19 protein-coding genes, 1 tRNA gene and 1 pseudogene are annotated in these 17,950 nt (G+C 71.0%); 9 read left to right on the top strand and 12 right to left on the bottom strand.

Going from position 1 to position 17,950, the window contains the following annotated elements:
* The first annotated feature begins 134 nt into the window (after window positions 1–134).
* Both ACZ43N_RS22500 and ACZ43N_RS22495 read left to right on the top strand, forming a co-directional pair.
* Window positions 135–896, top strand: a complete 762-nt coding sequence (locus tag ACZ43N_RS22500; protein ID WP_468099763.1) for an SDR family oxidoreductase — start codon at window positions 135–137, stop codon at window positions 894–896.
* 140 nt (window positions 897–1,036) lie between these two features.
* Complete coding sequence (locus tag ACZ43N_RS22495; protein WP_468099761.1) at window positions 1,037–1,630, top strand: TetR/AcrR family transcriptional regulator; 594 nt, start codon at window positions 1,037–1,039, stop codon at window positions 1,628–1,630.
* 243 nt (window positions 1,631–1,873) lie between these two features.
* Here the strand turns inward: ACZ43N_RS22495 and ACZ43N_RS22490 are convergent, their stop codons facing one another.
* From ACZ43N_RS22490 to ACZ43N_RS22455, 8 genes and pseudogenes are all read right to left on the bottom strand, one after another.
* Window positions 1,874–3,088, bottom strand: coding sequence for an acyl-CoA dehydrogenase family protein (locus tag ACZ43N_RS22490; protein WP_468099760.1), 1,215 nt, complete (start codon window positions 3,086–3,088; stop codon window positions 1,874–1,876).
* A 6-nt stretch (window positions 3,089–3,094) separates the two neighbouring features.
* Window positions 3,095–4,135: a phosphotransferase family protein gene (locus tag ACZ43N_RS22485; protein ID WP_468099954.1), complete on the bottom strand. Its 1,041-nt coding sequence runs from the start codon at window positions 4,133–4,135 to the stop codon at window positions 3,095–3,097.
* A gap of 187 nt (window positions 4,136–4,322) precedes the next feature.
* Window positions 4,323–5,234 (bottom strand): MBL fold metallo-hydrolase, encoded by a 912-nt coding sequence (locus ACZ43N_RS22480; RefSeq protein WP_468099758.1) that lies wholly within the window; start codon window positions 5,232–5,234, stop codon window positions 4,323–4,325.
* Window positions 5,235–5,388: 154 nt separating this feature from the next.
* Window positions 5,389–5,708, bottom strand: a pseudogene (locus ACZ43N_RS22475) (hypothetical protein); the annotation flags it as partial.
* Window positions 5,709–5,843: 135 nt separating this feature from the next.
* Window positions 5,844–6,167 carry a DUF202 domain-containing protein gene (locus ACZ43N_RS22470; protein ID WP_468099757.1) on the bottom strand — a complete coding sequence of 108 codons (324 nt, stop codon included), beginning with the start codon at window positions 6,165–6,167 and terminating at the stop codon, window positions 5,844–5,846.
* The gene (locus ACZ43N_RS22465) at window positions 6,164–6,556 is read right to left on the bottom strand and encodes a YidH family protein (protein ID WP_468099755.1); all 393 of its coding nucleotides are present in this window, start codon (window positions 6,554–6,556) and stop codon (window positions 6,164–6,166) included. The genes ACZ43N_RS22470 and ACZ43N_RS22465 overlap by 4 nt, the downstream gene beginning before the upstream one ends.
* A 10-nt stretch (window positions 6,557–6,566) precedes the next feature.
* Complete coding sequence (locus ACZ43N_RS22460) at window positions 6,567–7,112, bottom strand: NUDIX domain-containing protein (RefSeq protein WP_468099754.1); 546 nt, start codon at window positions 7,110–7,112, stop codon at window positions 6,567–6,569.
* Between the two features lie 55 nt (window positions 7,113–7,167).
* Complete coding sequence (locus ACZ43N_RS22455; RefSeq protein ID WP_468099752.1) at window positions 7,168–8,061, bottom strand: DMT family transporter; 894 nt, start codon at window positions 8,059–8,061, stop codon at window positions 7,168–7,170.
* Window positions 8,062–8,366: 305 nt separating this feature from the next.
* Here ACZ43N_RS22455 and ACZ43N_RS22450 point away from each other — a divergent pair, with 305 nt between their 5' ends.
* The 3 genes from ACZ43N_RS22450 to ACZ43N_RS22440 all read left to right on the top strand — a co-directional run bounded on the left by ACZ43N_RS22450 (window position 8,367) and on the right by ACZ43N_RS22440 (window position 11,644).
* Entirely contained in the window at window positions 8,367–10,022 is a 1,656-nt protein-coding gene (locus ACZ43N_RS22450) for an FAD-binding dehydrogenase (protein WP_468099750.1), read from the top strand.
* Window positions 10,023–10,227: 205 nt separating this feature from the next.
* On the top strand, window positions 10,228–11,013 hold the full coding sequence (locus tag ACZ43N_RS22445; protein ID WP_468099749.1) for a molybdopterin-dependent oxidoreductase: 786 nt from the start codon (window positions 10,228–10,230) through the stop codon (window positions 11,011–11,013).
* Window positions 10,997–11,644: a cytochrome b/b6 domain-containing protein gene (locus tag ACZ43N_RS22440; RefSeq protein ID WP_468099747.1), complete on the top strand. Its 648-nt coding sequence runs from the start codon at window positions 10,997–10,999 to the stop codon at window positions 11,642–11,644. Before ACZ43N_RS22445 ends, ACZ43N_RS22440 begins: the two co-directional genes overlap by 17 nt.
* A 199-nt stretch (window positions 11,645–11,843) precedes the next feature.
* Here the strand turns inward: ACZ43N_RS22440 and ACZ43N_RS22435 are convergent, their stop codons facing one another.
* Together ACZ43N_RS22435 and ACZ43N_RS22430 are read right to left on the bottom strand one after the other, a co-directional pair.
* Window positions 11,844–13,241, bottom strand: a complete 1,398-nt coding sequence (locus ACZ43N_RS22435) for a GntP family permease (protein WP_468099745.1) — start codon at window positions 13,239–13,241, stop codon at window positions 11,844–11,846.
* 151 nt (window positions 13,242–13,392) lie between these two features.
* Entirely contained in the window at window positions 13,393–13,911 is a 519-nt protein-coding gene (locus tag ACZ43N_RS22430; protein ID WP_468099744.1) for a gluconokinase, read from the bottom strand.
* A gap of 143 nt (window positions 13,912–14,054) precedes the next feature.
* On the opposite strand from ACZ43N_RS22430, the gene ACZ43N_RS22425 reads away from it, so the two are divergent.
* Window positions 14,055–14,780, top strand: coding sequence for a FadR/GntR family transcriptional regulator (locus tag ACZ43N_RS22425; protein WP_468099743.1), 726 nt, complete (start codon window positions 14,055–14,057; stop codon window positions 14,778–14,780).
* Window positions 14,781–14,794: 14 nt separating this feature from the next.
* Here the strand turns inward: ACZ43N_RS22425 and ACZ43N_RS22420 are convergent, their stop codons facing one another.
* Together ACZ43N_RS22420 and ACZ43N_RS22415 are read right to left on the bottom strand one after the other, a co-directional pair.
* Window positions 14,795–15,259 carry a YchJ family protein gene (locus ACZ43N_RS22420; protein ID WP_468099742.1) on the bottom strand — a complete coding sequence of 155 codons (465 nt, stop codon included), beginning with the start codon at window positions 15,257–15,259 and terminating at the stop codon, window positions 14,795–14,797.
* A gap of 234 nt (window positions 15,260–15,493) precedes the next feature.
* A tRNA-Leu gene (locus ACZ43N_RS22415) sits at window positions 15,494–15,578 on the bottom strand.
* 199 nt (window positions 15,579–15,777) lie between these two features.
* On the opposite strand from ACZ43N_RS22415, the gene ACZ43N_RS22410 reads away from it, so the two are divergent.
* The 3 genes from ACZ43N_RS22410 to ACZ43N_RS22400 all read left to right on the top strand — a co-directional run.
* The gene (locus tag ACZ43N_RS22410; RefSeq protein WP_468099740.1) at window positions 15,778–17,103 is read left to right on the top strand and encodes a M20/M25/M40 family metallo-hydrolase; all 1,326 of its coding nucleotides are present in this window, start codon (window positions 15,778–15,780) and stop codon (window positions 17,101–17,103) included.
* Between the two features lie 203 nt (window positions 17,104–17,306).
* Window positions 17,307–17,540, top strand: coding sequence for a chaplin (locus ACZ43N_RS22405; protein ID WP_468099738.1), 234 nt, complete (start codon window positions 17,307–17,309; stop codon window positions 17,538–17,540).
* Window positions 17,541–17,670: 130 nt separating this feature from the next.
* Window positions 17,671–17,950: chaplin (locus ACZ43N_RS22400; RefSeq protein WP_468099737.1), on the top strand; the 280-nt coding region annotated here is incomplete at its 3' end.

Here is a 17,950-nt window from a genome sequence, read left to right as displayed (position 1 = left end):
CCGCGTCCCTCGGCGGCGGCTCCGGTGGGAGACGGCTGACGGTGCCTCTTCTCTGGCACATACCGACCGGTTAGTCTGGTGGCTGAAGGTGAGCCGTTCTTGGGTACGTCGTGGCCTCGGGTAAGGAGACGGGTGTGGGTGTCGTGCAGGGTGCGGGAGTGGTGGTCACGGGGGCCGGAGGCGGGATCGGGGCCGCGCTGGCCCGGCGGTTCGCGGCGGAGGGCGCCCGGGTCGTCGTGAACGATCTCGACGGGGACCGGGCGAAGGCGGTCGCCGACGAGATCGGCGGGATCGCCGTGCCCGGGGACGCGTCGGAGATCGTCGGCCCGGCGCGGGAGGCGCTCGGCGGCACGGTCGACGTGTACTGCGCCAACGCGGGACTCGCCTCGGGCGGCACGGAAGCGGCCGACGAGAAGGTCTGGGCGCTCGCCTGGGACGTGAACGTGATGGCGCACGTCCGCGCGGCCCACGAGTTGCTCCCGCAGTGGCTGGAGCGCGGCAGCGGGCGTTTCGTCTCGACCGTCTCGGCGGCCGGGCTGCTCACGATGATCGGGGCTGCGCCCTACAGCGTCACCAAGCACGGCGCGTACGCTTTCGCCGAGTGGCTGTCCCTCACCTACCGGCACCGGGGGCTCAAGGTGCACGCGATCTGCCCCCAGGGGGTGCGCACCGACATGCTGACGGCGTCCGGCAGTGCGGGCGACCTCGTGCTCGCGCCGACGGCGATCGAGCCGGAGGACGTCGCCGACGCGCTCTTCGACGGCATTGAGAAGGACCGCTTCCTGATCCTGCCGCATCCCGAGGTGGCTGACTTCTACCGGGCGCGGGCGACCGACCCGGAGCGCTGGCTGACGAACATGAACCACATCCAGCAGAAGTGGGAGACCACGGGCTGACCCACCTGCCCGGCGGAACGGGAGCCGGGAGTGGGATGATCCTGCGACGGGATCGTCCCCTTCCGGCAGGTCGGGAACCGTTCGACGGCCGTGGGACGACCAGTAGGCGACGACAGAACTTCGAAAGGCAGGTGGCGGAAGTGCCCAGGACGACGGACGGAGACGGTACCCCCGTCCCGCAGCGGCTGCTGGCCGCCGCCACCCGGCTCTTCGCCGAGCAGGGCTACGACCGCACGTCCGTGCAGGAGATCGTCGAGGCGGCGGGCGTCACCAAGGGCGCGCTGTACCACTACTTCGGTTCCAAGGACGACCTGCTGCACGAGGTGTACGCCCGCGTGCTGCGGATCCAGCAGGAGCGGCTCGACGCGTTCGCGGGGGCCGACGCGCCGGTGGAGGAGCGGCTGAGGGGTGCCGCCGCCGATGTCGTCGTCACCACCATCGACAACCTCGACGACGCGATGATCTTCTTCCGCTCGATGCACCACCTGAGCCCCGAGAAGAACAAGCAGGTCCGTGCCGAGCGCCGCCGCTACCACGAGCGCTTCCGCGCGCTGATCGAGGAGGGCCAGGAGTCGGGCGTCTTCTCCAAGGCCACCCCCGCGGACCTGGTCGTCGACTACCACTTCGGCTCGGTCCACCACCTGTCCACGTGGTACCGGCCCGACGGCCCGATGGGCCCGCAGGAGGTGGCCGACCACCTGGCCGACCTGCTGCTGCGCGCGCTGCGGCCGTGACACCGGGCGCCTCGTGACTCGGGGCCGGGGGCGTTGGAGGGTGCGGGCGCGTGGGGCTGGTCGCGCAGTTCCCCGCACCCCTGAAAAGCACCTGAAAAGCGACCGGGGCCGCACTCCGTGCTTCTCAGGACCAGGGGCGGGCCGCAGGCCCAGCCCTTCAGGGGCGCGGGGAACGGCGCGAGAAACAACAACGCACCCGACCGCCATAACCACCCGCACCCCCAGCCCACCAGGCGCCCGGCGTCACACGTACCGCTTCAGCTCCCGCCGCGCCAGCGACCGCTGATGCACCTCGTCCGGCCCGTCCGCGATCATCAGCGTCCGCGCCCCCGCGTACAGCTCGGCCAGCGGGAAGTCCTGGCTGACACCACCCGCTCCGTGCAGCTGGATCGCCCGGTCGATGATGTCGACGACGGTCCGTGGGGTCGCGATCTTGATTGCCTGGATCTCGGTGTGCGCTCCCCGGTTCCCGACCGTGTCCATCATCCACGCGGTCTTCAGCACCAGCAGCCGCAGCTGTTCGACCGCGACCCGCGCGTCCGCGATCCAGTTGTGCACGACGCCCTGCTGGGCCAGCGCCTTGCCGAACGCCTCGCGGGCCACCGCCCGCCGGCACATCAGCTCGATCGCCCGCTCCGCCATCCCGATGAGCCGCATGCAGTGGTGGATACGGCCGGGGCCGAGCCGGGCCTGGGCGATGGCGAAGCCGCCGCCCTCCTCGCCGATCAGGTTCGACACCGGCACACGCGCACGGTCGAAGATCACTTCGGCGTGGCCGCCGTGGTAGTGGTCCTCGTACCCGAAGACCTGCATGGCGCGCTTCACCGTGACACCCGGGGTGTCCCGGGGCACCAGCACCATCGACTGCTGGCGGCGGATGTCGGCCCCGTCCGGGTCCGTCTTGCCCATCACGATGAAGATCTTGCAGTCGGGGTTCATCGCCCCGGAGATGTACCACTTGCGCCCGCTGACGACGTAGTCGTCGCCGTCCCGTTCGATGAGAGTGGTGATGTTGGTGGCGTCGGACGAGGCCACCTCCGGCTCGGTCATCGCGAAGGCCGATCGGATCTCACCGGCGAGCAGCGGCTCCAGCCACTGCTTCTTCTGCGTCTCGTCGCCGAACTGCGTCAGCACCTCCATGTTGCCCGTGTCCGGCGCCGCGCAGTTCAACGCGGTCGGCGCCAGCTGCGGCGAACGCCCGGTGATCTCGGCGAGCGGCGCGTACTGGAGGTTGGTGAGACCGGCCCCGTACTCGGAGTCGGGCAGGAAGAGGTTCCACAGGCCCTGCCTGCGCGCCTCGGCCTTCAGTTCCTCCACCACGGCCGGGGTGTCCCACGGCGAGGACAGCGCCGCCCGCTGCTCCTCGGCGACGGCCTCGGCCGGGTACACGTACTCGTCCATGAAGGCGAGAAGCTTGGCGCGCAGCTCCTCCGTACGGGCGTCGAATGCGAAGTCCATGGTGGATCAGCCCTCCTGGGAGACGGAGCCGGTACGAAGAGTCGTCAGGCCGTGTTCGATGAAGACGGGAACCAGATCGCCGATGCGGTCGAAACCACGGCCGACCGTCTGGCCGAGGGTGTACCGGTAGTGGATGCCCTCCAGGATCACGGCGAGCTTGAACCACGCGAACGCCGTGTACCAGGCCACGGACGACACGTCCCGGCCCGAACGCTCGGCGTAGCGGGCCACGATCTCGGCCGGGTCCGGGTGCCCGGCGGCCGTCGCGGTCGTCGAGACGGGTGAGTCGGGCAGCCCGAGCGGCACGCTGTACATCACCAGCAGACCCAGGTCGGTCAGCGGATCGCCGAGCGTGGACATCTCCCAGTCGAGGATCGCCCTGATCCGGTCGTCCTCGCCCAGCAGGACGTTGTCCAGCCGGTAGTCGCCGTGCACGATCGCCGGGGCGGAAGAGTGGGGGAGCTGCCGGCCGAGGGCCGCGTGCAGTTCGTCGATGCCGGCCAGCTCGCGGTTGCGGGACGCGTCGAGCTGCTTGCCCCAGCGCCGCAGCTGCCGGTCCAGGAAGCCCTCCGGGCGCCCGAAGTCGGCGAGGCCCACCTCGGCCGGGTCCACCCCGTGCAGCTCCACGAGGGTGTCGACCAGGCTCAGCACGGCGGCCCGGGTGCGCTCGGCGCCGAGGGGCGCGAGCTGCTCGGCGGTGCGGTACGGGGTGCCCTCGACGAAGTCCATGACGTAGAAGGGCGCGCCGAGTACCTCCTCGTCCTCGCACAGCAGCACGGGGCGCGGCACGGGGACGTCCGTCGGGTGCAGCGCGCTGATCACGCGGTGCTCGCGCTTCATGTCGTGCGCGGTCGCCAGGACGTGGCCGAGCGGCGGACGTCGGACGACCCACTTCGCGACCCCGTCGGTGACCTCGTACGTCAGGTTCGACCGCCCGCCCTCGATCAGCCGGCCGGTGAGCGGACCGGCCACCAGCCCGGGCCGCTCGGCGTCGAGCAGGGCGCGGAGCCGGTCGGGGTCGAGACCTGGCGGGTGGTCTGGGCGCATCATTGCTCCTATACGCGGGGACAACGGAACCAGACTTATGATGCCGACCGGTCGGTATGTCGTCCAGTGGGCAGGGCGAAAGTGATCGGAGTCTCGACGGGATCCGGCCGCGCGGGGCCGGATCCCGTAACCGATGGAGTCACCCGAGGGTCCGGTCGCCGAAACCGTCGCCGGGCCGTCCGGGGCGTCAGGCGTGGCAGGTCATCATCTCCCCGCCGTTGATGCTCGCCATGTCCATGAATCCGGCGAACGGGTCCACGCCCTCGCCCTCGGCCAGCCCGTCCAGTTCGGCGTAGGCCCGGTGCAGATTGGCCACCAGCCGCTCGCTCTCGGGGAGCGCGGCGTACTCGCCGAGATCCGTGGACCTCGCCGCCTCCAGAGGAGTGAGTCCCGCCGCGTGGGACTTCTCGGCGACCTCAGCCACGAACCGCATGTACCGCTCGGCCCGGTCGAACGCCGACGGGTCCGTGACCGGCCCGTGCCCCGGGACGACGGTCTCGGCGCCCAGCTCCCGCATCAGCGCGAGAGCCCGCAGCGAGCCGCTCAGCGAGCCCATCAGGAAGAACGGCGTACCGCCCTCGAACACCAGGTCACCCGCGAACAGGATCTTCCGGTGCGGCAGCCAGACGAGCGAGTCGCCGACCGTGTGCGAGATGCCGGGGTGGATGATCCGGGCCTCGATGTCCCCGACGTGCACGGTCATCCGGTCGTCGTACGTCAGGTCCGCGCCCTTGATGCTGATGTCGCCGAAGTCGGTCCGGGGCCACAGGAGATGCAGGTGCTGCCCGCTGGCCAGGGCCTCCCGACGGCAGGCGGAGTGCGAGACGAGCGTGGCTGCCGGTGTGAAGAAGCCGTTTCCGTAGGTGTGGTCGCCGTGGTGATGGGTGTTGACCAGGAAGCGCGGAGCGGGGACACCGGTCGCGTCGAGCGCGGCGCCCAGCGCCCGGGTCCGGCGCTCCGTCGCGGCGGTGTCCACCAGCAGGGTGGTCGTCCCGTCGCTCACGAACCCGGAGTTGTTGAGACACCATCCGCCGTCCGGCTGCACATAGGCGTACACGTCGCTCGCCAACGCGACGGTGTACGGCTCTGCTGCGGTCATAGTGATCCCCTTCATCCCCCCGAATCGTCGCCAACCGGTGCTCAGAGCCTGCCAGTCGGCGACGAACCACCGAAATCCGGGGTACCGGGACCGCGCGGGTGACCGTCCGGGGTGCCGGCCGACGAGCGGCACCCCGGACGCCGTCACAGCACTGGTGGTAGTCCCAGTGACCGTCGTGCGCCGCGTGGCGGTGACCGCCTCGTGCGCCCCGTGGCGGTGACCGCCGTGCACATGGTCCGCGTGGTCCCCGTGCGTCACCGTCCGGTGCCCTCACCCGTCACCGTGCTCATGGGCGTGCCCGTCGTGCTCCGTGTGCCCGCTCGGCTCGCACTCGTCCCCGTGTCCGGCGTGTTCGCGGTGCAGATGCCCGTCGTGGGCGTAGTCGGTGTGACCGCCGTGCGGCACAGCCGTGTGTCCGCCCCCGTCGCCGTGCTCGTGGTCATGGACAGGGTGTTCCTGGTGGACGGTGGTCATGGTGCTGCTCACCTTCAGCGGTGCGGAGGTGACCTCACCAAGGCAGGCGCAGAAGTCCCACTTCTTCCTTTGCGAAACCTCATGCGCTCCCCGAGCCTCGGCCACGGTTCGCCCACCCCCGGGGCGGAACCGCGGTCAGAGCACCAGGGCCGCACCGCACACGGCGAGGGCGACCGTGCACAGCACGGCGGTGACGGCCACTCGCGGCGCGAGAGCCGCCGGCCGGGGGCCGACGAGGGCGCCGATCCGGCGGTGGGCGAGCCCCAGGAGACCCAGCCACAGCGCCGCGCACAGGGCGGCCGCCACCACCCCGGGCGCCGAGGCGCCGCCGTGCAGCGCGGACTTCACGGCGAGCACGGCGATCACGGCGCCCGTCAGGGTCGTGCGGCGCCACGCCAGCCGGGTGCGCTCCGGCTGGAGCCCGGGATCCCGCTCGGCAGCCTCCCGGAGGGGGGTCATCCCTCCCACCCGAGCAGGACGACGACCACCATGGTGATCGCGACGACGGCGACCACGACGCCCAGCGCGGCCGGGAAGCGGGAAACGGGCAGATCCTCGCCGCGCCGCATCGCCCGTTCGCACCGCACCCAGTGGTTCACCGCCCGCAGAGCACACAGCACCCCGGCAGCGAGCAGGGCGAGCGCGAGTCCCACGCGCCACCCCCAGCGCAGGTCCGGCAGGAACTGGTCCACCGCGAAGCCACCGCCGATGAGGGCCAGCGCGGTGCGCAGCCACGCCAGGAACGTCCGCTCGTTCGCCAGTGAGAACCGGTAGTCCGGTGTCCCGCCCTCCTCCCGGATCTCCTCCGGAGCGAACCAGAGCCGGACGTTCCGCACGAATTCGATCACTTGAGGGACCCTACCCGCCGCCCCCGGCGGCCCCGGCCCCCGCCCCCGAGCCCCCGAACTCCCGCAGTCGCTCCCACGCGGCCAGCCCGTCCGGCACCCACTCCCACTCGCCGAGCCGCCGCTCGACCTCCGTCTCCGGCAGGAAGCCGTACCAGTCGACCTCCTCGACCTGCGGGTCGACAGGCAGTACGCAGCGCACCTCGTACACGGCCGACCACCAGCTGCGCCCGTCCCCGTCGTCATACAGGAACTTGAACAGCGGTACCGGCCGGGGCAGCCCCGAGACCCCCAGCTCCTCCTCCGCCTCGCGCAGCGCCGCCTCGTCGTAGGACTCGCCCGCGCCGACCACCCCGCCCACGAACATGTCGTACAGGGAGGGGAAGACCAGCTTCGTGGCCGTCCGGCGATGGACGAAGATCCGCCCCTCGGCGTCCCGGGCCCGCACGAACACCGCCCGGTGCCGCATCCCGCGCGCGTACACCTCCCCGCGCGGGGCCTGTCCGATGACCTGGTCGTTCTCGTCCACGATGTCGAGGATCTCGTCGGCGGCGCTCATGCCCTCATCCAACCAGGCGAGGCCTCGCCTGCCGAGGCGAGCGGTCCCGACGCGGTCAGCTCCGCTGGAGCTCCCGCACCCGCGCGCTCCCGGAGTGGTTGCACGGCATCGCCGGATGCATCCCGAGCAGCACGACCCCGACGACGATGCCGACGAGCCCGGCCGCCTCCCAGGCGAGGGCCCCCGCGTCGGTGCGCAGCCGGTCCCCGAGGAAGCCCACCCCGCAGGCGATCCCCGCGAGGGGCTGCGCGGCGGTGAGCGCGGGCAGCGACATCCGCAGCGGCGCCGCCTCGAAGGCGCTCTGCACCAGCAGCAGCCCGGTCACCCCGAGCAGCAGCACCCCGTACGGCTCCCAGGTGGTGAGCAGCCCGCCCCAGCCGCCCTCGGTGAACAACTGCCCGCTGACCCGGGTGAGCGCGTCCTGGACGCCGTAGAGGAGCCCGGCGGCGACGCCGAGCAGGATGGGTGCGGCACTGAGCCGGGACCGCTTGGCGGTCGCCGTGAGGAGCAGGGCGGCCCCCACCATGACGCCGATGATCAGCCACTGCCGCAGGGCCCCGCCGACGGCTGCGCCGCCCTGCGGCTGACCGGCCACGATGAACGCCGTCACCCCGCCCGCGAGCAGCGCGAGCCCCGCCCAGCCCTGGCGGCCCAGCGGCTGCCGGTTCCGGCGGCGGGAGAGGGCGAGGGCGAAGAGCAGATTGGTCGCGAGGAGGGGTTCCACCAGTGTGACCTCGCCCTGGCCGAGCGCGACCGCGCCGAGCGCCATACCGCAGACCATCAGCCCGATCCCGCCGAGCCAGCGGGGCACGCGGACCAGATCGAGGAGCAGCCGGGGGGAGAGGAAGTCGCCGATCGGCGCGTGCGCGGCGGCCTGCTGCTGGAGCACGAAGCCGAAGCCCAGACAGCAGGCGGCACACACGGAGAGGAGAAGAACGAGAACCGACACGCGGGGTACCTAGGGTCGTCGGACGGGCCGCTGCGGCCGACCCGCAGGATCTGGCCGCTCGGATTCCCCGGGGAGGGCGATTTATGCCTCAACGGGTGGCCCGATACGTATTGAGACGACTGTAGCCGCCGCGCTGTGGGCCGTGCGTAAGGGGAGACACATCCGGACAGTTGACTAGGTCACGTCCTCTGCCGAAGGATCAGTCCCCAAAAGCTGCTGACCGGCCAGTAACAAGGCGTCGGGCGGCAGCCGGCCCGGCACGCCCGCCCCCGCCCGACCGCTCCGTTCCCGAGAGGACCTCCTCCATGTCGTACGACGCAGATGTGATCGTGATCGGGGCGGGCCTCGCCGGGCTCGCGGCGACCGCGGAGCTCGTCGACGCGGGTCGCAAGGTGATCCTCCTCGACCAGGAGCCGGAGCAGTCCATCGGCGGGCAGGCGCACTGGTCCTTCGGCGGTCTCTTCCTCGTCGACTCGCCCGAGCAGCGCCGCCTGCGGATCAGGGACAGCCACGCCCTCGCCCTCCAGGACTGGATGGGCACGGCCGCCTTCGACCGCGAGGAGGACCACTGGCCCCGCAGGTGGGCGGAGGCGTACGTCGACTTCGCGGCTGGCGAGAAGCGCGCCTGGCTGCACCGGCAGGGCGTCCGCTTCTTCCCCGTGGTCGGCTGGGCCGAGCGCGGCGGCTACGACGCGAACGGCCACGGCAACTCCGTCCCCCGCTTCCACATCACCTGGGGCACCGGCCCCGGCCTCGTGGCGCCCTTCGAGCGGCGGGTCCGGGAGGGCGTGGCCCGGGGGCTGGTCCAGCTGAAGTTCCGGCACCGGGTCACCGGGCTCGCGCGCAGCGCGGGCGCCGTGGACACCGTCACCGGCGAGATCCTCGAACCGTCCACGATCGAGCGCGGGCAGCCCAGCACCCGGACCGTCACCGGTGCCTTCGAGTTCAAGGCCCAGGCCGTGATCGTCACCTCCGGCGGCATCGGCGGCAACCACGACCTCGTCCGCGCCAACTGGCCGAAGCGCCTCGGCAACCCCCCGGAGAAGATGATCTCCGGCGTGCCCGCGCACGTCGACGGCAGGATGCTGGCCATCGCCGAGGAGGCGGGCGCCCGCCTGATCAACCGCGACCGCATGTGGCACTACACCGAGGGCATCCAGAACTGGAACCCCATCTGGGACAACCACGGCATCCGCATCCTGCCCGGGCCTTCGTCGCTGTGGCTGGACGCACGCGGCAAGCGCCTGCCCGTGCCGCTGTTCCCCGGCTTCGACACCCTCGGCACGCTCGAACACATCATGAAGACCGGCTACGACTACACGTGGTTCGTGCTCGACCAGAAGATCATCGGCAAGGAGTTCGCGCTCTCCGGCTCCGAGCAGAACCCCGACCTCACCGGCAAGTCGATCAAGGACGTCTTCGTCCGGGCCCGCGCGGACGTCCCCGGCCCGGTCAAGGCCTTCATGGACCACGGCGTCGACTTCGTGGTGGAGAAGGACCTCGGCTCACTGGTCCGCGGCATGAACGCGCTCACCAAGGACCCCCTCATCGACGAGGCAGAGCTGCGCCGCGAGATCGTGGCCCGCGACCGCGAGATCGCCAACCCGTTCACCAAGGATCTCCAGGTCACGGCGATCCGCGGCGCCCGCAACTACCTCGGCGACAAGCTGATCCGCACCGCGACCCCGCACCGCATCCTCGACCCCAAGGCGGGCCCGCTGATCGCCGTCCGCCTGAACATCCTCACCCGCAAGACCCTCGGCGGCCTGGAGACGGACCTGTCGTCCCGCGTCCTCACCGAGGGCGGCGACCCGCTGGAGGGCGTGTACGCGGCGGGGGAGGCCGCCGGCTTCGGCGGCGGCGGGGTGCACGGCTACCGCTCCCTGGAGGGCACGTTCCTGGGCGGCTGCCTCTTCTCGGGCCGCACCGCGGGCCGCGCGGCGGCGAAGGCGACGTCCTGAGCCCCAAGCGGCCGTGACGCCTGAGCCCCTGATGGATGCGACGTCCTGAGCCTGTGATGGATGCGACGTCCTGAGCCTGTGACGGATGCGACGTCCTGAGCCTGTGACCGATGCGACGGCCTGAACCCTTGGCAGATGTGACGGAATTCTGACGGACCTCCGCCGTCGCTGGCCCGACGGGGGCGGCGGATGGTCGAATCGTTGTGTGAACCCTGAACATCCCGAGGCGCGGGAAGCGCCGACGGAGCACCCCGAAGAGCGTGAGGGCCACGGCGGCCGGGACACCGAGCAGGGCAAGCCCATCGGCCGCCGGATCCTCCTCGGCACCCTCGGCCTCGGCGCCCTGGGCGTGGCCTCCGCGCCCGTCCTCCAGCGCGGCCTGGAGGCGTTTCTCGGTGAGGCGGCCGAGAAGGACCCCACGGGCCTGACCGGTCTGCTCCCCAACGGCGGAGGTTTCCGCTACTACTCGGTGACGGCGTCCGTCCCGCGCAGGAACGCGAAGAACTACCGCCTCACCGTGGACGGCCTGGTCGACCGGCCCGCCTCCTACACCCTCGCCGATCTGCGGGCCCTGCCCCAGACCCGGATGGTGAAGGACGTCCAGTGCGTGACCGGCTGGCGGGTCCCGGACACCCCGTTCGAGGGCGTACGGCTCTCCGTGCTGCTGGACGCGGCCGGGGTGCGCTCCTCGGCCGGCGCGGTCCGTTTCACCTGCTTCGACGGGGCGTACAGCGAGAGCCTCACCCTGGAGCAGGCCCGCCGCGCGGACGTCCTCGTGGCGCTGCGCATGCAGGACAAGGACATCAGCCACAACCACGGCGGTCCGGTACGCCTGTACGTCGCCCCGATGTACTTCTACAAGTCGGCCAAGTGGCTCTCCGGCATCGAGGTCACGGAGGACGTCGAGCCGGGCTACTGGGAGCGGCGGGGCTACGACATCGACGCCTGGGTGGGCCGGTCGAACGGGCGGGACGATGAACCGACGACTTGAGACACCGTCCGCCGATGCCCCCGCCAAGGCCGACGCCGAGGCGCCCGCACGCGTCCGGCGCTTCACCCCCGCCGAACGCTGGATCCACCGCGCGACGGCCGCCCTGATGGGGGTCTGCGTGGTGACGGCGGCCTGTCTCTACCTCCCCGCCCTCGCCGAACTGGTGGGCCGCCGGGCCCTGGTCGTGACCGTGCACCAGTGGTCGGGCCTGCTCCTGCCGCTCCCGGTCCTCGCGGGCCTGGCCTCGCGCGCGTTCCGCGCCGACGTGGGCCGGCTGAACCGCTGGGGGCCGCACGACCGGGTCTGGCTGCGCGCCGTGCGCCGTCGTACGCCCGGCCCGCGGCCCGCCGCCAAGTTCAACGCCGGTCAGAAGGTCTACGCCGCCTGGATCGCCGGAGCCACGCTCGTCATGCTCGCCACCGGTCTGATCATGTGGTTCACCCACCTCACCCCCCTGGCATGGCGCACCGGCGCGACCTTCGTCCACGACTGGCTGGCCCTCACCATCGGCATCGTCCTGGCCGGCCACATCGGCATGGCCCTGGGAGACCCGGAGGCCCGCAAGGGCCTCCGCACGGGCCTGGTCACCAAGGAGTGGGCGGACCGGGAGCATCCCTTGTGGCGGCCGTAGGGAGGCAGCGCCCGCAGCGGGGCGCCTGCCTCCGGACCGGCGCCTGGTGCTGTGACCGGAAGGTTCACCGGCTCGCGGCGCCCGGCACGGCACTGGGTGATACTCCGCCTTGCGTTGCTCCACACTGCCTGAACGGCGTGGGAGGTGCCCCCAGCACCGGGCGCCGCGAGCTGTCCGGCAAACCGTTCCGGTCACAGCACTAGATCACCAGCGACAGCAACAGCACGAGCGCCCCCGCCACCACCGAGATGATTGTCTCCATGACCGACCAGCTCTTGATGGTCTGGCCGACGGTCATACCGAAGTACTCCTTGACCATCCAGAACCCGGCGTCGTTCACATGGCTGAAGAACAGGGAGCCGGCGCCGATGGCGAGGACGAGCAGCGCCGTGTGCGTCGTCGACATGTCGGCGGCCAGCGGTGCCACGAGCCCGGCCGCGGAGATGGTGGCGACGGTCGCCGACCCCGTCGCGAGCCGGATGCCCACCGCGATGAGCCAGGCCAGGACAAGTGCGGGGATGGACCAGTCCTCGGAGATCTCCAGGATCATCCGCCCCACCCCGGAGTCGATCAGTGTCTGCTTGAAGCCGCCACCGGCACCGACGATCAGCAGGATGCCGGCGATCGGTGCCAGGGACGTCTCCACGGTCGACGCCAGCCGCTCCTTGGTGAACCCGGCCGCCCGCCCCAGCGTGAACATGCCCACGAGCACGGCCGCGAGCAGCGCGATCAGCGGTGAGCCGACGACGTCGAAGACCCGCTGCACCATCTGCTCGGGGTCGTCGACCACGATGTCCACCAGGGCCTTGGCGAGCATGAGCACGACGGGCAGCAGCATGGTCGCGATGGTCGCCGCGAACCCGGGCCGCTTCTCCAGCTCCTCCGACGCCCGCGCGGGGATCATGCGCTCGGGCACCGGGACCTCCACCCAGCGCGCCGCGTACTTCGAGAACAGCGGCCCGGCGACGATCACGGTCGGCACGGCGACGAGCAGCCCCAGGGCCAGCGTGACCCCCAGGTCGGCCTTGACCGCGTCGATCGCCACCAGCGGCCCGGGGTGCGGCGGGATCAGCCCGTGCATGACGGAGAGGCCCGCGAGGGCGGGGACTCCGATACGCATCAGCGAGTAGCCGCCGCGCTTGGCGACCATCAGGACCACCGGGATGAGCAGCACGATCCCGACCTCGAAGAACAGCGGCAGTCCGATCACCGAGGCGATCAGGACCATCGCCCACGGCATGGCCCGCCCACCGGCCTTCGCCAGGATCGTGTCGACGATCCGGTCGGCGCCCCCGGAGTCGGCCAGCAGCTTGCCGAGGATCGCGCCCAGTGCGATGAGCACACCCACCCCGGCCACGGTCGTCCCGAGCCCGGTGGTGAAGCTGGCGATCGCCTTGTCCAGCGGTGCCCCGGCGCACGCGCCGAGCGTGAGCGAGCCGATGGTCAGGGCCAGGAAGGCGTGCACCTTGAACCTGGTGATGAGCAGGACGATGACGGCGATGCCTATCAGGACGGCGATGCCCAGCTGAGCGTGGCCGGCCGAGGTGATCGGCTCGACGGGCTCCGCTGCCAGCATCTCGACGCTGAGTCTGGTCACGGTGAATCCTTGAATGGAGGGGAAAGGGGAAAGGGGGAGAGGGAAGAGGCGGAGAGAGAAGCGAGGCGGAACGCGGTGGCGCCGGCCGACGCACGCAGGCCCCGGGGCCTGACGTCGGTGGGTCGCGAGGCAGCGGCCCCGGACCAGAGCCCTACGAGGACGACCGGTTGAGCCTCCGCAGCGCGGCGACCGCCCGCCCGGCGATCTCCTCGGGGTCGCCCGAGACATCGACCTCGACACCCGCTTCGTCCGCCCCCAGCGGTTGCAGCGTGGCGAACTGCGAGTCGAGCAGCGCGGTCGGCATGAAGTGCCCCCGCCGGTGCGCCATGCGGTCCTCGATCAGCGCCCGGTCACCCGCGAGGTGCACGAAGACCAGTCCCGGCGCGGCGGACCGCAGCCGGTCCCGGTAGGCGCGCTTCAGCGCCGAGCAGCTGACCACCCCGCCGAGCCCGGCCCGGCCGCGCGCCCAGTCGCCGATGGCGTCCAGCCACGGCCACCGGTCCGCGTCGTCCAGCGGTGTCCCGGCCGACATCTTCACGATGTTGGCCTCGGGGTGGAAGTCGTCGCCCTCGGCGTAGGGAACGCCGAGCCGGGCCGCGAGCAGGGGACCGATCGTCGTCTTTCCGGTCCCGGCCACGCCCATCACCACGACGACGGGAGGGGTACGCATCGTCACCTCGCTGTCCTCGTCGACCTCTGGGACGTCATCCGACGTCGACGACACTGAAGCCCAATAGGTACGACTAATTCAAGCCCTCGTCGCAAATAAACCTGACTTTTCCTTGGGTCCGCGCTCCTCGTACCCTGATCCCCATGACCACACCGGGCCGGGGGCTGCACGGCCGAGTACTGGACACGCTCGGCCCGGCGATCACGGCGGGCGAGTACCCGCCGGGCAGCGTCCTGCGCACCGACGAACTCGCCCAGCGGTTCGAGGTGTCGCGCTCCGTGATGCGCGAGGCGGTACGGGTGCTGGAGTCGATGCACCTGGTCGAGTCCCGCCGCCGCGTGGGTGTCATCGTGCGCCCGCCCGCCGCGTGGAACGTCTACGACCCGCAGGTGATCCGCTGGCGCCTCGCGGGCGCCGACCGCCCCCGCCAGCTGCGCTCGCTGACCGTCCTGAGGTCGGCGGTCGAACCGGTCGCGGCCGGCCTGGCCGCGACCAACGCCACCGCCGAGCAGTGCGCCGCGCTCACCGAGTGCGCGATCGGCATGGTCGCCAACTCACGTGGCCACAAACTGGAGGGCTACCTCTTCCACGACGTCGCCTTCCACCGGCTGATCCTCAAGGCGTCCGGCAACGAGATGTTCGCCCGCCTCGGTGACGTCGTCGAGGAGGTTCTCGCGGGCCGCACCCACCACGAGGTCATGTTCCACGACCCGGACCCCGCCGCCGTCACTCTGCACGTCCAGGTCGCCGAGGCCATCCGCGAGGGCGACGCCGCCCGCGCCGAACGCCTCACACGGGAGATCACCGAGGGCGCCCTCAAGGAACTCGACATCCTGGCCCCCAACGGCCGCCCCGCCACCACCGGTTGACCCGGGGACCGGGCCTACTCCAGGAACTCCCCGTCCACATACACCCACGCCCCGTCCACCCGCTCGAAGCGGCTGCGCTCGTGGAGTGAGCCGTCGCGGAACGAGGCGCGGAAGGTGACCGTACCGGCGGTGTGGAAGGGCGATCCCTCGCTCCTGTCGAGGATCTCCAGACCGGTCCAACGCAGGCCCGGATCGAAGTCGACGCGCGCAGGACGCGTGCGCGGGTGCCAGGTCCGCAGCAGGTACGCCTCGTCCTGCACGACGAACGCGCTGTACCGGGACCGCATCAGGGCCTCGGCGGTCGGCGCGACCACCGCGGGCCCGGCGTGGAAACGGCCGCAACAACCCTCGTACGTCACCGGAAGACCGCACGGGCACGGGCGGGCGGCGTTCGACGGCACCCCACCCGACGCCCCGGACCGGACGGCGGCCTTCGCCGAGTTCTTCGAACGGGCCTTGGAGCTGCGACGCGACGACATGACCGCCATTCTGCCCGCCCCGGCACACGACCCTGCGCGGAGCCCGCGGTCGTCGGCGGATACAGCGGCCGGGCCGGCATCGCGCCCGCCGCCGGCCAGCCTGCGGCAGCGGCGGCAACGCCGGCTCGTTACAGCCGGCCGTGGGGTTTTCCAGGGCGGACGAGACAGCCCCACAGATCGCCGCACCGCACGCACGAAGGCCGCGACCCTCAGGTCGCGGCCTTCGCCACTGTGTGTCCGAGGGGGGACTTGAACCCCCACGCCCGATAAAGGGCACTAGCACCTCAAGCTAGCGCGTCTGCCATTCCGCCACCCGGACAAGGTGTCTGTCGTGCGGGGTGTCCCCCGCGGCGACAGAGGAAACATTACCAGGCTTTCGGAGGCCCTCGATCACACCCCGTTCCATGGAGCGCCCGGCGTGAACGGCGTGTGACGGGCCGGTCCCGGTCTTGGGGCGGGAGCCCGGGCAGGAGGAGGATGAGGAGCAACCACCAGCAGCCACAGCGGGAGGAAGCAGCGTGAGCGAGACGGACACGGCCAGGCGCGTGACCGGCGAGGACGAGGTCGTGGACCTCTGCCGCGAGCTGATCCAGATCGACACCAGCAACTTCGGCGACCACTCGGGTCCGGGCGAGCGCAAGGCCGCCGAGTACGTCGCGGAGAAGCTCGCCGAGGTGGGTCTCGAACCGAAGATCTTCGAATCGCACCCGGGCCGCGCCTCCACGGTGGCCCGCATCGAGGGCGAGGACCCGTCCCGGCCCGCGCTGCTCATCCACGGCCACACCGACGTCGTACCGGCCAACGCCGCCGACTGGACCCACCACCCCTTCTCGGGCGAGGTCGCGGACGGCTGTGTGTGGGGCCGGGGCGCGGTCGACATGAAGGACATGGACGCAATGACCCTCGCGGTCGTCCGGGACCGGCTGCGCAGCGGCCGCAAGCCCCCGCGCGACATCGTCCTGGCCTTCCTCGCCGACGAGGAGGCCGGCGGCACCTACGGCGCGAAGTACCTGGTCAAGAACCATCCCGAACTCTTCGAAGGTGTCACCGAGGCGATCAGTGAGGTCGGCGGGTTCTCCTTCACCGTCAACGAGCAGCGGCGGCTCTACCTGATCCAGACGGCTGAGAAGGGCATGCACTGGATGAAGCTGACCGTGGCCGGCACGGCCGGGCACGGCTCGATGATCCACCGCGACAACGCCATCACCGAGCTGTCCGAGGCGGTCGCCCGCCTCGGCCGCCACACGTTCCCGGTGCGGGTCACCAAGACCACCCGCGCCTTCCTCGACGAACTCGGCGACGCGCTGGGCACCGAGCTCGACCCGGAGAACATGGAGGGCACCCTCGCCAGGCTCGGCGGCATCGCCAAGCTCATCGGCGCCACCCTCAGCAACACCGCCAACCCCACCCAGCTCGGTGCCGGCTACAAGGTCAACGTCATCCCCGGCGAGGCCACCGCCCATGTCGACGGACGGTTCCTGCCCGGCTTCGAGGAGGAGTTCCTCGCCGACCTCGACAAGATCCTCGGGCCCAGGGTCAGGCGTGAGGACGTCCACTCCGACAAGGCGCTGGAGACCACCTTCGACGGGGCGCTCGTGGACGCCATGCAGTCCGCGCTGCTCGCCGAGGACCCGGCCGCGAAGGCGGTCCCGTACATGCTCTCCGGCGGCACCGACGCCAAGTCCTTCGACGATCTCGGCATCCGCGGCTTCGGCTTCGCGCCGCTGAAGCTGCCGCCGGAGCTGGACTTCGCGGGAATGTTCCACGGCGTCGACGAACGGGTGCCGGTGGAGGGGCTGAAGTTCGGCGTCCGCGTGCTCGACCGTTTTATCGACGCGTCCTGAACTCCGTGATGGATCTGATGGGAGCTGAACGGGTTCTTTTCGCGTGAATTGCACGCTGAAGCCTGCTTGAATTATTCGTCAGCGCGTACGAAGGACGACCGAGTCGGGTGAATCGGACCATACGCTCGTAGCCCCGATCATTCCTCCTCGTTACAGGTGATGCGACTCGCTAGTCGGGGTCGCTTTGCCAACAAGGAGGAATAATGATCAAGAAGGTCGTCGCTGCTGCGGCTGCCACCGGTGGTCTGGTGCTCGCGGGTGCGGGTCTGGCTGTCGCCGACGCCGGTGCCCAGGGCCAGGCCTTGAACTCCCCGGGTGTCGCGTCCGGCAACGTCGTCCAGGCCCCCGTCCACATTCCGGTGAATGTGTGCGGCAACACGATCAACGTGATCGGGCTGCTGAACCCTGCCTTCGGCAATACCTGCATCAACCAGTGACGTTGTGCCTCACCCGGTGAGGGCCCGATAACCGTCGGCCCCGGAGTGCGTGCCATGCACTCCGGGGCCGATAAGTCTCTGGACATGCCGAAAAGATCAGAACTTAAGGCTAAGGCAGGTAATTCAGCAAATGCGACAGGTCACCCGCAAGCGCCTGATGACGATTGCGGCCGCGTCCGGCGTCCTCGCCGCGGCCAGCGGTTACGCGCACGCCGACACCGGCGCCCAGGGCTCCGCGACCAACTCACCCGGCGTCCTCTCCGGCAACAACGTCCAGGCGCCGGTCGAGGCAGAGATCGACGCCTGCGGCAACACCGTCAGCGTTGTCGGGCTGCTCAACTCCGCGTCCGGCAACGATTGTTCCAACAGCGGCGGCGGCTCGGCCCAGGTCGGGGGTTCCGAGGCGCAGG

It is taken from the genome of Streptomyces sp. NPDC030814 (assembly GCF_055572155.1).
This window is presented reverse-complemented; position numbering and strand designations above follow the sequence as displayed.

Excerpts from the sequence above, each read along its gene's own strand:
- ACZ43N_RS22490 (WP_468099760.1), bottom strand. The coding sequence starts at position 3,088 with ATGGACTTCGCATTCGACGCCCGTACGGAGGAGCTGCGCGCCAAGCTT.
- ACZ43N_RS22485 (WP_468099954.1), bottom strand. The coding sequence starts at position 4,135 with ATGCGCCCAGACCACCCGCCAGGTCTCGACCCCGACCGGCTCCGCGCC.
- ACZ43N_RS22480 (WP_468099758.1), bottom strand. The coding sequence starts at position 5,234 with ATGACCGCAGCAGAGCCGTACACCGTCGCGTTGGCGAGCGACGTGTAC.
- ACZ43N_RS22470 (WP_468099757.1), bottom strand. The coding sequence starts at position 6,167 with ATGACCCCCCTCCGGGAGGCTGCCGAGCGGGATCCCGGGCTCCAGCCG.
- ACZ43N_RS22460 (WP_468099754.1), bottom strand. The coding sequence starts at position 7,112 with ATGAGCGCCGCCGACGAGATCCTCGACATCGTGGACGAGAACGACCAG.
- ACZ43N_RS22450 (WP_468099750.1), top strand. The coding sequence starts at position 8,367 with ATGTCGTACGACGCAGATGTGATCGTGATCGGGGCGGGCCTCGCCGGG.
- ACZ43N_RS22440 (WP_468099747.1), top strand. The coding sequence starts at position 10,997 with ATGAACCGACGACTTGAGACACCGTCCGCCGATGCCCCCGCCAAGGCC.
- ACZ43N_RS22430 (WP_468099744.1), bottom strand. The coding sequence starts at position 13,911 with ATGCGTACCCCTCCCGTCGTCGTGGTGATGGGCGTGGCCGGGACCGGA.
- ACZ43N_RS22425 (WP_468099743.1), top strand. The coding sequence starts at position 14,055 with ATGACCACACCGGGCCGGGGGCTGCACGGCCGAGTACTGGACACGCTC.
- ACZ43N_RS22420 (WP_468099742.1), bottom strand. The coding sequence starts at position 15,259 with ATGTCGTCGCGTCGCAGCTCCAAGGCCCGTTCGAAGAACTCGGCGAAG.
- ACZ43N_RS22405 (WP_468099738.1), top strand. The coding sequence starts at position 17,307 with ATGATCAAGAAGGTCGTCGCTGCTGCGGCTGCCACCGGTGGTCTGGTG.